Raw genomic sequence first — 14,414 nt, 5'->3', positions numbered from 1 at the left:
GAAGAGATCGTCGGCGCCGTGGTTGTAGACCACCAGGCGGTTGCCGAGATCCTCGAAGGGGCAGGCGCGGCGGCGCAAAAAGTCGCGCAGACCCTCCCCGGGCTGACTGATTTCGATGACCTCGCGGCCGACATGGGTGGCGATCAGGGCGGCGGGCGCGCCCTCCACCAGCACCTTGCCGCGGTCGACGATCACCAGCCGGTCGCACAGCCGGGCCGCCTCGTCCATGTAATGGGTGGTGAGCAGGATGGTCAGGCCGCCCTGCTTGAGATCCTCCAGGCGCTGCCACACCTGATGGCGCGACTGGGGATCGAGGCCGGTGGTGGGCTCATCGAGAATCAGCAGCTCGGGGCGGTTGATCAGCGAGCGCGCCAGCATCAGGCGGCGTTTCATGCCGCCGGAGAGTTCGCGGATATTGGCGCCGGCGCGATGATCGAGGGCGAAGAACCGGAGCAGTTCATCGGCGCGGGCGCGCGCCGGCTCGCGCGGCAGGTCGAAATAGCGCGCGTAGACCAGCAGGTTTTCGCGCACCGAGAGATCAGGGTCGAGATTGTCCTCCTGCTGGCAGATGCCCATGCGCTGCTTGATGTGGCGCAGGTCGGTAGGCATGTCCCGGCCGAACACCCGCAGGCGGCCACCGTCCAGGGGGCTGTAGCCGTAGAGCATGCGAATCGTCGTGGTCTTGCCCGCGCCGTTGGGGCCGAGCAGCCCGAAGCATTCGCCGCGCGTCACGCGAAAGGACAGGCCGTCCACCGCCTTGAAGGCGCCGTAGGCTTTTTCCAGCGCCTCGGCGTCGAGGATCGCCGTCATGCCCGCCTCCGGTCCGTGAACAACGCGGGGACTGCCTCCGCCGGCAGGGGCCGGCCGAACAGGTAGCCCTGGCCCAGGTCGCAGCCCTTGTCGCGCAAAAAGGCGAGTTGCTCCGCCGTCTCCACCCCCTCGGCGACGACCCGCAGATCCATGCTCTTGCCCAGGGCGATGACCGAGGCGGCAATGGCCGCGTCGTTGCTGTCGATCAGCACGTCACGCACGAACTCCTGGGCGATTTTCAGCTTGGCGATGGGAAAGCGCTTGAGATAGGCCAGGGACGAATAGCCCGAGCCGAAATCGTCGATGGCCAAAGACAAACCGAGGCCCTTGAGGGCCTGCATGGTCAGAATGGCTCCCTCGGTATTGCCGAGGATCATGCTTTCGGTCAGTTCCAGTTCCAGCAGGCGCGGGTCCAGGCCCGTCTCTCGAAGAATCGCGGAGATGCGCTCCACCAGGTCGTTCTGGCGGAACTGGCGCGCCGAGATGTTGACCGCCATGGTGACCGCCGGCAGGCCCGTGCGCTGCCAGGCGAGGTTCTGGGCGCAGGCGGTGCGCGTCACCCACTCGCCGATGGGCACGATCAGGCCGGTCTCCTCGGCCAGGGGAATGAAGTCCGCCGGGGAGATGATCCCCAACTCGGGATGCCGCCAGCGCACCAGGGCCTCGAATCCGACGAGCCGCTCGTCGGCGAGATCGAATTGCGGCTGATAGTGAAGAAGCAGCTGGTCGCGCTCCAGGGCCTGGCGCAGGCTGCTTTCCAGCAGCAGCAGCTCGTGGGCGCGGGCGTTCATGTCCGCGGTGTAGAACTGATAGGTGTTGCGGCCCAGCTCCTTGGCGCGATACATGGCCGCGTCGGCGCATTTCATCAGGGTGTCGACATCCCGGCCGTCGTTGGGGAACAGGCTCACCCCGATGCTGCCCGTGGCGTAGAGGGAATAGCCGTCGACCTCCACGGGACGGTCGAGGTGGCGCAGAATCTTTTGCGCGATGGCGGCGACCTGCTGCAGATTGTCCACCGCGTCGATGACGATCATGAATTCGTCGCCGCCGAGCCGCGCCACCGTATCGCCGGCGCGAACGCAACCGCTGAGCCGCTGGGCCACCTCGCGCAGCAGATGATCGCCCAGGGCATGGCCGAGGGAGTCGTTGATTTTTTTGAAGCGATCCAGATCAAGGAAGAACAGCGCGACCTGGTGGCCCTCGCGGTGGGCCTTGGCCAGGGCATGTTCGAGGCGGTCCTGGAACAGCAGGCGATTGGGCAGATCCGTCAGGGGGTCATGATGGGCGAGCTGCTCAAGGCGCGCCTCCTTGCGCAGCAGATCGGCATTGGCCTCGGCCAGTTCGCGGGTGCGCCGGTCGACCCGCTCTTCCAGGTTGTGGTGCGCCAGGCGGATCTGAGTGAATTTATCCCGCAGGGACGCGGTCATCTCCCGGCAGTTGTGAATCAAGTCATGGATTTCGCGGATCGGGCTGGCCGGCCAGTCGGGATCCGTCTCGCCTTGTTCGAGTCGGGCGGGAATGCCGTGGGTGGCTTGGGAAAGGGTGCCCAGGGGGGTGGCGACGCGGCGGCCCAGCAGCCAGGCCAGAGCCAGGCAGACGTAGGTCAGAGTGGTGAGCACGAAGAAGGAACGGGTCACGATCTCCCGCAGTTCGGCGAGCAGCGGCGCGATGGATTTCTCGACGACCAGGCGCAGGTCGGTCCGATTGTCAACGGGGAGTAGCAACAGGTAGGAGGAGCGCCGCCAGCGCTCGGAAATGGGCGTGGAGAATTTTTCCGAGCGAGGAACGCGATGAAAAACATTCCCGCCCAGCGGGCGCAGTTGCGCACCGGCTCCGGGGTCATAGCTGGGGCCGGTTTCCACGCCCGGGCCAGCGGCCAGCAGGATTTCGCTACCGGCCAGCAGGCGCAGGCGATATTCGCCGATCCGGCTTTCTTCGCTGAGCAGGTTTTTCAGGGAACCCAGGGTTTCGGGCGAGAAATCCCCCGCCGCCGAGGCCTGCGCAGGCATGGGCAGGTGGGCGATGCCCTGCGTCAGGCGCAGCCCTTTTTCCCTGAGATCCTCCAGGATATGGCCTTGCAGCTGAACGACGGAACTTTTCAGGTAAAGGCCGGTCATCGCCACCCCCGGCAGCACCAGGAAGTCGATCATCAGGGTCTGCAGCAGTAGGCTCAGGGACATGCGTTCCTGGGGCTTGATTCCGGGGAACCAGCGGCGCAGGGGCAGCAGCAGAACCAGGCTGGCGATGGCGGCATTGGCGATGCCGTTGACGCAGTTCTTCGCCGCGATGAGCAGGCCGACCTGGAAATCGGCGCCCATGAGCAAAAAGCTCAGCAGCACCAGGGGCGAACCCAGCAGGCCCCAATAGAGGGCGCTGCCGAAGATGAGATTGCGATTGTGGCGGCGCTGCTCCAGCCAGGCGATGAAGGCGACCTCGGCGATGAACCAGAGAGGCGCGTAGGGATGGCCAACCAGCAGGGGCACCACGCTGTTGGCGCTGGCCGCCGTCGCCAGGCCCCAGGCGGGGCCCAGCAGGCGCAGGGCGAGCAAGGCCAGGATGTTCCCCGGAAAAAACAGGAACACCAGGGGAATGTCCAGGGGCGTCAGGTTGGCCAGGGGGGCCGCCGTCAGCAACAGCAGCGAGACGATCCAACGGCGGCCCGCAAGAGAAGGGGATGGGTGCATCAAACCCTCAGCCCTGAAGATCCCGGGAACCCATCGCGGCTACTTCGCCGCAAAAGGCGCCACGGGAGTGATCTTCCAGATATCGCGGCTGTATTCGCGCATGGTGCGGTCGGTGGAAAACTTGCCGCTGGCCGCCGTGTTGAGAATGCTCATGCGCGCCCAGCGCTCGCGGTCGCGGTAGGCGTCGTTGGCCTGCTGCTGGGCATCGAGGTAGCCGCGGAAATCCGCCGCCGTCAGCCAGGGATCGTGGCGGCTGGTGACCGAGGCCAGGATCGGGTCGAAAATGTGGGGCTCGAACTGGTTGAAATGGCCGCTCTCCAGCAGTTGCAGCACCCGCGCCAGGTCGTTGTCAGCGGCGATGATGGCGGCCGGGTCGTAGTGCTTGCGGGTTTCGACCACCTCCTCGGCGGTGAGGCCGAAGAGGAAGAAGTTTTCCGCGCCCACTTCCTCGCGAATCTCGATGTTGGCGCCGTCGAAGGTGCCGATGGTCACCGCGCCGTTCATCATGAACTTCATGTTGCCGGTGCCCGAGGCCTCCTTGCCCGCCGTGGAAATCTGCTCCGAGAGATCCGTGCCGGGGCAGATGGTTTCCATGGCCGTGACGCCGTAGTTGGGGAAGAACACCACCTTGAGCAGTTCGCCCACCGCCGGGTCGTTGTTGATCACCCGCGCCACGTTGTTGACCAGCTTGATGATGCGCTTGGCCATGGCGTAGCCCGGCGCCGCCTTGCCGCCGATGAGCACGCAGCGCGGCACCAGGCCCTGGGCGTCGCCGCGCTTGATGCGGTCGTAGATGTGGATGACGTGCAGCACGTTGAGCAGTTGGCGCTTGTACTCGTGAATGCGTTTGACCTGCACGTCGAACAGGGCATCCGGGTCGAAGCGCACCCCGCAGCGGGCTTCCACCAGCTCGGCGAGGCGTTCCTTGTTGGCGCGCTTGACCGCCAGCCACCGCGCGCGGAAGGCCTGGTCGTCGGCGAGGGGTTCCAGGCGGCGCAACTCGTCGAGATGATCCACCCAGTCGCTGCCGAGGCGTTCGCGCAGCAGCCGGCTCAGGTCGGGATTGGCATAAGCCAGCCAGCGCCGCGGAGTGACGCCGTTGGTCTTGTTGTTGAACTTCTCCGGCCACATCTCGTAAAAATCGCGGAACAGCCCCTCGGTGAGCAACCGCGAATGCAGGGCCGCCACGCCGTTGACGGAGAAACTTCCGACGATGGCCAGATAGGCCATGCGCACCATGGGCTCGGGGCCTTCCTCGATGATGGACATGCGCCGGATGCGTTCCTTGTCGCCCGGCCGGCGCTGCGCCACCTCGGCGAGAAAACGCGCGTTGATCTCGTAGATGATGTCGAGCAGGCGCGGCAGTAGGCGCTCGAACATGCGCACCGGCCACTTCTCCAGGGCCTCGGGCAGCAGGGTGTGGTTGGTGTAGGCCATGGTCCGGGTGGTGACGTTCCAGGCTTCGTCCCAGCTCAGGACATGGTCGTCGAGGAGCAGGCGCATCAGTTCCGGGACACAGACCGCTGGATGGGTGTCGTTGAGCTGAAAGACGTTTTTCTCCGCAAAACCGTTGAGGTCGATGCCGACGGTGCCGATCCACTGCTGGAGCACGTCCTGCAGGCTCGCCGAGGCGAGGAAATACTGCTGCCGCAGGCGCAGTTCCTTGCCGCTCTCCGAGGCGTCGTTGGGATAGAGCACCATGGTGATCTTCTCGGCGTCGTTCTTGGCCGCCACCGATTCGGGGTAGGCGCCGGCGTTGAATTCGCCGAGGTTAAATTCATCCGTGGCCGCCGCGCTCCACAGACGCAGGGTATTGACGGTGCCGTTACGGTAGCCGGGAATGGGAATGTCGTAGGGCACCGCCAGCACGTCGTTGGTGTCGATCCAGCGCGCGTTGAGGCGCCCGTCGGGGCCGCGCTTGACCTCGCTGCGGCCGCCGAAACGCACCCGCTGGGCGAACTCGGGGCGCTCGATCTCCCAGGGATTGCCCTCGCGCAGCCAGTGGTCGGGTTCCTCCACCTGCTCGCCGTTGCGGAATTTTTGGCGGAACATGCCGTAGTGGTAGCGGATGCCGTAACCGCGCACGGGCAACTGGAGTGTCGCGCAGCTGTCGAGAAAGCAGGCCGCCAGTCGCCCCAGGCCGCCGTTGCCCAGGCCCGCGTCGGCCTCGCACTCGGCGAGCTCGGCCAACTCCAGCCCGTAGCGGCGCAGCGCCGCCTCGGCCTCGCCGTTGAAGCCCAGATTGAGAATGGCGTTGCCCAGGGCGCGCCCCATGAGATATTCCAGCGAAATGTAATAGGCCTGCCGGCAGTCGCTTTCCTGGTGGGCATAACGGGTGTTGCGCATGCGCTCCATGAGCCGGTCGCGCAAGGTCAGAGCCAGGGCATCGTAGAGGTAGTGGGGCGTGCGGCAATAGCGGTCGCGACCCAAATGATGCACGTAGTAACGGCGAAAGTCATCCGCCAGGCTTTGGGCATCATTGCCCAGGGGCGGCACCTCGGTCAGGGCGGGCAGGGGCTGGCTGACTTCAAACTGGCGTATGGGCATGGTCATCCTTCCTTTATCGTGAGGGTGGGGGCCCGGCGGCCTGATTGTCGCGCCTACTTGCGCTTTTTCTTTTCCTGGGGCTTTTTCAGCAGATCGGCGAAGGTCCCCATGCCGGGGGCGGCGCCTCCCTGCTGATTGAGATAGGCCTGGAGATCCAGCGCGGACCCCTCGGGCGCTTCCTCCGTGGCCGGCACCAGGGCGATGCGCCGCGCTTCATGATCGATTTTTTCGACGCGCACCGCCAGTTCCTGGCCTTCCTTGAGCGCCTCGCGGGCGTGGCTGATGCGCTTGCCGGCGCCGAGGCGGGAGATGTGCACCAGGCCGTCGATGCCTTCACCCAGGGTGACGAAGGCGCCGAAGGGCGTGAGGCGCGCCACCTTGCCCTGATGCACCGAGCCCTCGGGAAAATCGCGGCTCACCTGCTCCCAGGGGTCGGCCAGGGTGTCGCGGCGGCTGAAGGAGAAGCGGTTGGCGACCCAGTCGATGCTCTTGATGACCACCTCGATCTCCTGGCCTTCGTGGAGCACCTCGCGCAGATCCTCCACCCGGCCCCAGGCGATTTCCGAAATGGGCAACAGGCCTTCCACGCCGCCGATGTCGATGAAGGCGCCGAAATCGCGCAGGGAGGTCACCCGGCCGCGCACTTTCATGCCCTCGCGCAGGCTCTCGCGCAGTCCCTCGCGCTGCCGCTCACGCTCTTCTTCCAGCACCGCCCGGTGGGACACCACGATGTTGCGCCCCTGCTCGCCGTACTGGCTGATGCGGAAGGGCAGGGTGCGGCCCAGCCATTGCTCGGCGGCGTCGGTGCGGCGCAGGCCCATCTGCGAGTAGGGGCAGAAGGCGCGGGTCTGCCCGGCGAGGCGCACCTCGAAGCCGCCCTTGATTTCCTTTTCCACCACGCCGTCCACGGGGATGCCGGTTTTCCAGGCGTCCTCCAGCTCGCCGCGCCCCGCCGCGCCGCCGATGCGCAGGGCAAAACGCAGCTCGCCGCCGGCGCGGCTGAGAAAGTAGACGTCGAGTTCCTCACCCACGGCCACCGTCGGCTTGCCTTCGGCGTCGAGCACCTCCTTGCGGTCGAGCACGCCCTCGCCCTTCTGGCCCACGTCAAGAAACACCCAGTCGCCGCTCAAGGCCAGCACCCGAGCGCGCACCTTCTGCCCCGGCTCCAGCTTGGGCGTGGTCTTACCGCCGAGGCTTGCTTCCAGCATGGCGGCGAAATCCTCCTCGGGCTCCTCGGCGTCGTGATTATCCTTGGGATGGTTGGTCATATAAAATCTCCTTAAAAATAAATCGCGCGCGGATCGACGCGGAAAAAGCTAGCTCAATCAGGGTAAATGTAGCTCTTTTCTCAAAGTCTCCCCTCCCCTGGTGGGAGGGGACTAAGGGGAGGGGGGCTCTGAGCCAAATCTCCCTCTCCCATGCAGGGAGAGGGAGATTGAATCCGTATTTATCCTGAAAATCCGTGTCCCATGATTTGGCTCTAAGCTCTCGCTTTTTTCTTGTCGCTGACGGCCGACTCACGCGGCTCCTCGCCGAGCAGCACCGCGATCCAGCGCGTATCCGGGCCGCTTTCCAGGGCAATCTTGACGGTCATGGTCAGGGGCACCGAAAGCAGCATGCCCACCGGCCCGAGAATCCAGCCCCAGAACACCAACGAGACGAACACCACCAGGGTCGACAGCCCCAGGCCGCGGCCCATGACCTTGGGTTCGATGATGTTGCCGAAGATCACGTTGATCAGAACGTAGCCCGCCGCCACGACCAGCGCGCGCAGTCCGCCGAACTGGATGAAGGCGAGCAGCACGGCGGGCAGGGCGGCGATGATGGAGCCGATGTTGGGCACGTAGTTGAGCAAAAAGGCAAGCAGCCCCCAGAGGATGGGAAAATCGACGCCGAGGAGCGCGACCCAGAGGGTCACCGCCAGTCCCGTGCCGAGGCTGACCAGGGTCTTCATCGCCAGGTAGCGCTTGATGCCTTCGGCGACCCGCGTCAGGTGTCCCGCCGGCACCTCGGCGTTGTGGAAGGCGGCGCGCAGCTTGGCGGGGAAGCTTGCCGCCTCAAGCAGCATGAAGATTACCGTGAGCAGGATCAGAAACATGTTGGTCAGCACGCCGCCGAAGCCGGTGAGCATGGAGGCGACCAGGCGCATGACCGCGCCGGGGTCGATGAAATCGAGAAACTGCTGGCGGGGAATGTCCACCCCGAAGCGCGCCAGAAAGGCGAGCAGGCCCGTCGCTTCTTCCTTGAGGCGCTGCTGGTAGAGGGGCAAATTCTGGATGAAGGTGTCGATGGAGCTGCCGACGAAGGCGCCCAGCAGCAGTTCCAGGCCGATCACCCCCAGCAGCACCGTCATCACCGCCGCGAAAGGCGGCAGGCCGCGCTTTTTCAACCAGAAAAAAGCCGGACCGCAGATGATGGCGAGAAAGATGGCAAGGAGAAAAGGGACGATTATCGGCGCCGCTTCGCGCATGCCCGCCACCAGCACCACGAAAGCGCCGCTGGTCAGGAGAAAGCGCGAACCTCGACCCCAGGCTGTTTGATCGGACATGGCAAGACAGGCCTCGGAGAGAAAATCGCTGCTATTGGACAACAAAAGGGGGGAGGGCGTCAATCGGTTCCCTTGCTCCCTTTTCGTGTCGCCCCTTGACGGCAGGGTGGAACGGCGTTATTTTTGCTGAAAAATTTTATCGAGAATTAAAATGATCGTCGGCGTTCCCACCGAAATCAAGACCCACGAATACCGTGTCGCCCTCACTCCGGCCGGCGCCCGCACCCTCGTCGAGGACGGCCACCGGGTGCTGGTGCAGGCCGGCGCCGGGTTGGGCAGCGGCATCCTCGACGAGGAATACCGCCGCGCCGGCGCCGAACTGGTGGGCAGCGCCGCCGAAGCCTTCGCCGCCGATCTGGTGGTCAAGGTCAAGGAACCCCTGGCGGCGGAATACGATTTCCTGCGGCCCGGCCAGATTTTGTTCACCTACCTGCATCTGGCCCCCGCCCGCGAGCTGACCCTCAAGCTGCTGGCACGCGAGGTGTCCGCCGTGGCCTATGAAACCATCGAGTTGCCCGACGGCAGCTTGCCCCTGCTGCAGCCCATGAGCGAGGTGGCGGGGCGCATGGCGGTGCAGGTCGGCGCCTACTATCTGCAAAAGGAAAACGGCGGACGCGGCGTGCTGCTCTCCGGCGCGCCGGGCGTCAAGCCGGGCAAGGTGCTCATCGTCGGCGCCGGCACCGTCGGACGCAACGCCGTGCGGGTCGCCGCCGGCATGGGCGCCGACGTGCGGGTCATGGATGTGAGTCCGGCGCGCCTGGCCTGGCTCGACGACCACTACGGCAACCGCATCAGTACGCTGATGTCCAATTCGCAGAACATCGAGGACGAGATCGCCGACGCCGACCTGTTCATCGGCGCGGTGCTGGTGGCCGGGGCGCGCGCGCCGCGCCTGGTCGGCCGCGACCTGGTGGCGCGCATGAATCCGGGCAGCGTCATCGTCGATGTGGCCGTCGATCAGGGCGGCTGCGTCGAAACCATCCGTCCCACCACCCATGATCACCCGGTCTACACCGTGGATGGCGTCATCCATTATGGCGTGGCCAACATGCCCGGCGCCGTGAGCCGTACCAGCACCTTCGCCCTGACCAACAGCACCCTGCCTTACGTGCGCAAGATCGCCGGGCAGGGGCTGGCCGCCGCCTGTCGCGGCGACGAAGCCCTGCGCCGCGGCGTCAACACCCTGGCCGGGCTGGTGCGCAACCGCCCGGTGGCCGAGGCCCTGGGACTGGAGTTTCAGGAGTACTGGCCGTAACTTCGGTTTTCTTCCCCTCCCCTGGTGGGAGGGGACTGAGGGGAGGGGGCGCGCCTTGACGCGCGATTCACCCTCTCCCTAGCCCTCTCCCATCCAGGGAGAGGGGATTCCTCGACCAACAAAGCAAGACGACTAAACGCATTTCGAACAGATTTCAATCCGCAGATATCTCTCTCTTTGCCTAGAAACCTCCTCCAAACGGCAATCCCTGAAGCAAGAGATATCACCATTGCGACCCCCGGGCTCCCCACTCGGGGGATTTTTTTTCCGGCGAAATGATCTATCAGATACCTGGCAATGCTGCGCTACTTCGGTTTTCTTCCCCTCCCCGGGTGGGAGGGGATTAAGGGGAGGGGGCGCGCCTTGTGGACAAAGGACAAGGGACTAACAACAGTATTTATCTATCAGATACCTGGCGATGCTGCGCTTGGGGGGCAGGGTGGGCAGGGCGTCCACGGGGAACCAGCGGGCGTCCTCCAGTTCCGATTCCTGCACCCGCACCTCGCCGTCGACATAGTCGGCGACGAAGCCGGCCATGAGCTGGCTGGGGAAGGGCCAGCCCTGGCTGCCGATGTAGCGGATGTTGGTGACCCGCACGCCCGTCTCTTCCTGCACCTCGCGCGCCACGGCTTCCTCCAGGCATTCGCCGAAATCGAGAAATCCCGCCACCAGGCTGTAGCGCCCCTCGGGCCAGATGGCCTTGCGGATCAGCAGCACCTCGCCCGGGCGCCGCACGATGACGATCACGCAGGGATGGATGTGGGGATAGTGGACATAGCCGCAGCTCTTGCATTTCTTGCCTCCGTCGCCGGGCACGTCCCGGGTCTCGGAACCACAGCGCGAGCAGCAGCGGCTGTTTTCTTCCCAATGCAGAGCCTGCGCCGCCAGGCCGCCGAGACTCAGATGAGCGATGTCCATGCGCGGCTGGTTGGTGAGCAGATTTTCGAGGATGTGGCCTTCGGGCGGCGAGGCCTCGCGCGGCAGAGGCAGGGCGCGCAGCGGCTGCCCGTGCAGGTGGCCGAGGAAAAGGGGCGGGGCGGAAGTCGCGATCGGGCAGGGGCCGGCGGGCAGATCCAGGCCGTTGGCGCCCTCGCGCAGGAGCAGGTCCGTGCCGCGCAGCATCAGCCACAGGCCGGGGGTGCCGGGGTCGGCATCGCGGGGCTCGCGGGTGAAATCACCGAGACAGGTGACGTTGAAGGGCAGGTGCAGGGGCGAGGCGTAGCTTTCCGGGATCGGCGCCATGGCGGATTACACCCATCCCTTCCGCCGCGCCAGCAGCAGGGCCAGTTGCGTCTTGCCGTCGGGAATTTCGCCGCGCTCGACCATCGCCAGGGCCTCGTCCACGTCCATGTCCACCACCTCGATGTATTCATCGGGCTCCAAGGCGCGTTCGACGGGCTCCAGATCGGTGCCGAGGTAGAGATGCACCACCTCGTCGCAAAAACCCACGGCGGTGAGCATTTCCCCAAGCTTTGCGACCTTGCCGGCGCGGTAGCCCAATTCTTCCTGAATCTCGCGGCGCACGCAGGCCTCCGGCACCTCGCCCGGTTCCAAACGCCCGGCGGGGATTTCCCACACCATGCCGCCGCCCGCCGGACGAAACTGGCGGATCAGCAGCACCCGGCCATCCTCCAGCAGCGGCAGGATCGCCGCGCCGCCGGGATGGCGCACCATTTCAAAAACGGCACGCCGCCCGTCGGGCAATTCGTGTTCCTCGCGATTCAGGGAAACAATGCGGCCTTCAAAGATTTTTTCGACCATGCGCGGCATACGACAGATCCTTGGGTTTCGGTCGGCTGAAGATCAAGCCGTCAATTTAGCACGTTGCGGAGGGGGATGGTTAGGCCTGCGGTTTTTGAGTGGCCACTGCGCGGTACCCTGCTTGAATGGAGCGCCCCTTAAAAGCCGTTGAACAAAAAGTCAACGGCTGCAAGGATTTCGGCGCGGCGCTCCGCGAGGGAGGCGACCTTGTTGCGCAAATTGCCCGCGGGATAGCCGGCCATCTCGGGGGTACCCATAATGACATCCTGCCCCCGGATGTTGAATCGCGGGCAGAGCTTTTGGATCTGCCCTGCATCGGGAGGGAGCGCCAGCATTGGGATGACGAGGCGCGTTGCAAGATCCTGATGCAAGCTGTGCTGGACATCGAGCAGGAAGGGGATGGTTTTGTTCGAGTCCGCGTCCTCGTTTTCGTAAACATCGAACTGCGCCATCAAAATCTCCGGGTGCGAGAGCCGAAAATGCCATCCCTCTCAATGTGTTGGTTGTAGGCAGCGATGGCGTCCCGGTTCTCCACCCGCCAGCGTTCCGCGCGTTTCTCGCGCAGCCTGATGGCAAGCGCCTCCTCGAAGGTTTGCGAAAGGTTGATGTTCTCTTGTTTCGCGTGGTGCAAAAGGTCGGCGTTGGCGCTTAGGTTCACGGGCTTCTTGGGGGCGGATGGATCATAGAGTTTCTTGGCTTCCATGAATGGCCTCGTTATGTGCATGGTTAATGCTTATAAAATACCCGCATTCTCGTTGCGTGCAAATCCCAAAATCGATCCCCGCGAATTCCTGGCCTTCGCGCTTCCGCATGGCGACGGCGGCCTTGAACCGTTCGGCGCAAAAAAAGAGGGAGCCCCGCGGCCGGCGAGACTCCCCAAAGGTAGTGAGTAAGGCGTGAATCGCCTTGGTTAATCAAAAGAGCAATATGCGCGCCAAAAATTACTTTTTATCCGCCCCGTCCATCCCCCGCCAGAAAATCCGCCTTGATCCGCCTTGATCAGACCTGGTCCGCGTCCAAAAAAAAGATTTTGCCCCACGCCCCTGCTTAAAATTCAAGCACCCTGTTGCCGTTCCCGCGCACGTCAAGCGTTTGACTGCACAGCCTCACGAACTTGAGCAGGCAGGCGTTGAAGGCCTGGGGCGCTTCCAAATTGGCCATATGGCCCGCGCCGGGAATAATGCAACTGCTCGACAGAGGCAATGCGGCGGCGAAGGGGCCGATGGTCTCCGGCGGCACGATGCGGTCCTCGTCCGCGCCCATGACCAGGGCCGGCGTGAGGAATTCCCCGAGGCGGCCGCAGTAGTCGGGCCGCTCGCCCATGGCGAGCAGCGCCCCCGCCAGGCCGGCATCTGACGTCGCGCTCATCCAGCCCTTGACCCGCTCCACCAGCTCGGGCCGCGTCTTGAGCGTCCCCGGTGCGAACAGAATGTCGGCAAAGCTCTCCTCGACCACCCGGCGCCGCCCCTGGCGAACCTCCTCGGCCAGGGCCTTGCGTCGCGCCTTGCCCGCCGCGTCGTCGGCGTTGCAGCGCGTCAACAGAAAGGCCGCCCCGGCGATTTTCTGCGGATAGCGCGCCAAAAGATTGAACAGCACATAGCCGCCCATGGACATGCCGCCCACCACCGCACGCCCGATGCCCAGTTTGGTCATGAGCTCGGCCACATCATCGGCGAAGCGATCCATGGAGTAGCCCTCCGCCGGCCCCTCGCTGTCGCCAAAGCCGCGCAGATCCGGCGCGATCACGCGAAACCCGGCCGCCGTAAGCGCCTCGACCTGCGGCTCCCACATGGCACGTCCCAAAGGAAAGCCATGAATCAGCATCACCGCCGGACCACTGCCCGCATCGGTGTAGGCGAGGGAAAGGTTGTTGATCGTGGTATGCATGAGGGGATGTCCTTTGTCGTAAAATTGAACCCCCTCTCCCTTGATGGGAGAGGGTCGGGGTGAGGGTGAAACTCTATTTCTTCAAAAACCCAAACACCCCCTTCTTCCTGGGCGGTTCGGGCTCTTCAACCTGCCCCACCACCGGGAAGCGCTCAACCACCGCCCGCACATGGGGCGCCATGGCCAGTTCGGCGGTCAGGTCGCCCCCCGCCTGGTGCGAACCCTGATGATCGCCCTGCGGCCAGAGGGGGCTGGCGGTGACATCATAAATTTTGCCGTTGACGGCAACGTAGGCCTTGCGCCCGTCGCGGCCATCGAAATTTGCGAGTTCCTCCAGGGTCATGTCATTGCCTCCAGGTTAAAAAAAATCAAGCGCGGGGTTGCAATCTTGAGCGCTTTGCTGGTAAGGTCGCATTAATGACGTTTTGAAGTGTGCATTTGCACAGTCGGGCAGCGCGCGAATCCCAACGGCAAGCATGCGGAACGCCATGAGTTTACCATCGAACGGCGCAAATACCACTCCGAGATTCCCCTCCTCGCGTTCTCCTCTTCGGGGCTCGATCCTCTTGTCGCGTAGTTTTTCTCTGGTTCGTCTACGGCATAAAAGGCGCCCATTGTTTGGGAATTTTCGCATTAAAATGTTTCCATCCCGGCTTGACAATAATGATCTAAGCATGTATTTATTGACGGAGTTAATGATTCTGCCACTCATTGTTTTTCATTAATTTTTTGAGCTTTGTTTGTTTTGGCTGTCTAAGTCTTTGTTCGCGAGGGATATTTATCGGCCGCTGGGCCAGGTTTTCCAATTTTCAGTAAGAGAGGGAAGGAGGCACCATGAAAGTTTGGCAAGGGCTCACATGCGGTCTGGCATTGGCCACCCTGGCCCTGTGGCCGGCGGGCGACGCCCTGGGGGCGAAGGTTT

Annotated in this window: 12 protein-coding genes; 1 reads left to right on the top strand and 11 read right to left on the bottom strand. The window is 64.1% G+C overall.

The annotated features are described in order from the left end of the window. The 5 genes from QAT43_RS10080 to QAT43_RS10060 form a co-directional block, all read right to left on the bottom strand. Positions 1-810: ABC transporter ATP-binding protein (locus QAT43_RS10080; RefSeq protein ID WP_305042941.1), on the bottom strand; the 810-nt coding region annotated here is incomplete at its 3' end. Next, positions 807-3,494 carry a putative bifunctional diguanylate cyclase/phosphodiesterase gene (locus QAT43_RS10075; RefSeq protein WP_305042940.1) on the bottom strand — a complete coding sequence of 896 codons (2,688 nt, stop codon included), beginning with the start codon at positions 3,492-3,494 and terminating at the stop codon, positions 807-809. The genes QAT43_RS10075 and QAT43_RS10080, both read right to left, overlap by 4 nt. Positions 3,495-3,533: 39 nt before the next feature. Continuing rightward, positions 3,534-6,041: a glycogen/starch/alpha-glucan phosphorylase gene (locus QAT43_RS10070; RefSeq protein WP_305042939.1), complete on the bottom strand. Its 2,508-nt coding sequence runs from the start codon at positions 6,039-6,041 to the stop codon at positions 3,534-3,536. 53 nt (positions 6,042-6,094) lie between these two features. Beyond that, positions 6,095-7,309: a 30S ribosomal protein S1 gene (gene rpsA / locus QAT43_RS10065; RefSeq protein ID WP_305042938.1), complete on the bottom strand. Its 1,215-nt coding sequence runs from the start codon at positions 7,307-7,309 to the stop codon at positions 6,095-6,097. Between the two features lie 212 nt (positions 7,310-7,521). After that, positions 7,522-8,589 carry an AI-2E family transporter gene (locus QAT43_RS10060; RefSeq protein WP_305042937.1) on the bottom strand — a complete coding sequence of 356 codons (1,068 nt, stop codon included), beginning with the start codon at positions 8,587-8,589 and terminating at the stop codon, positions 7,522-7,524. Between the two features lie 151 nt (positions 8,590-8,740). On the opposite strand from QAT43_RS10060, the gene ald reads away from it, so the two are divergent. Continuing rightward, complete coding sequence (gene ald / locus QAT43_RS10055; RefSeq protein ID WP_305042936.1) at positions 8,741-9,844, top strand: alanine dehydrogenase; 1,104 nt, start codon at positions 8,741-8,743, stop codon at positions 9,842-9,844. Positions 9,845-10,228: 384 nt separating this feature from the next. Here the strand turns inward: ald and nudC are convergent, their stop codons facing one another. The 6 genes from nudC to QAT43_RS10025 all read right to left on the bottom strand — a co-directional run bounded on the left by nudC (position 10,229) and on the right by QAT43_RS10025 (position 13,835). After that, positions 10,229-11,086 (bottom strand): NAD(+) diphosphatase, encoded by an 858-nt coding sequence (gene nudC / locus QAT43_RS10050; protein WP_305042935.1) that lies wholly within the window; start codon positions 11,084-11,086, stop codon positions 10,229-10,231. A gap of 6 nt (positions 11,087-11,092) precedes the next feature. Further along, positions 11,093-11,614 (bottom strand): NUDIX hydrolase, encoded by a 522-nt coding sequence (locus tag QAT43_RS10045; protein WP_305042934.1) that lies wholly within the window; start codon positions 11,612-11,614, stop codon positions 11,093-11,095. A gap of 128 nt (positions 11,615-11,742) precedes the next feature. Then, the gene (locus tag QAT43_RS10040) at positions 11,743-12,057 is read right to left on the bottom strand and encodes a CcdB family protein (protein ID WP_305042933.1); all 315 of its coding nucleotides are present in this window, start codon (positions 12,055-12,057) and stop codon (positions 11,743-11,745) included. Further along, positions 12,057-12,308, bottom strand: coding sequence for a type II toxin-antitoxin system CcdA family antitoxin (locus QAT43_RS10035; RefSeq protein ID WP_305042932.1), 252 nt, complete (start codon positions 12,306-12,308; stop codon positions 12,057-12,059). The genes QAT43_RS10040 and QAT43_RS10035 overlap by 1 nt, the downstream gene beginning before the upstream one ends. Before the next feature lie 344 nt (positions 12,309-12,652). Continuing rightward, a complete protein-coding gene (locus tag QAT43_RS10030) occupies positions 12,653-13,492 on the bottom strand; it encodes an alpha/beta fold hydrolase (protein WP_305042931.1) in 840 nt (279 codons plus the stop codon). A gap of 73 nt (positions 13,493-13,565) precedes the next feature. Further along, complete coding sequence (locus QAT43_RS10025) at positions 13,566-13,835, bottom strand: cytochrome b5 domain-containing protein (RefSeq protein WP_305042930.1); 270 nt, start codon at positions 13,833-13,835, stop codon at positions 13,566-13,568. Positions 13,836-14,414 lie beyond the last annotated feature (579 nt).

Origin of the sequence: Geoalkalibacter sp., from assembly GCF_030604225.1 — a bacterium.
Taxonomy (GTDB): Bacteria; Desulfobacterota; Desulfuromonadia; order Desulfuromonadales; family Geoalkalibacteraceae; genus Geoalkalibacter.
The sequence above is the reverse complement of the archived record's forward strand: the minus strand, read 5'-3'. Positions and strand labels throughout refer to the sequence as shown.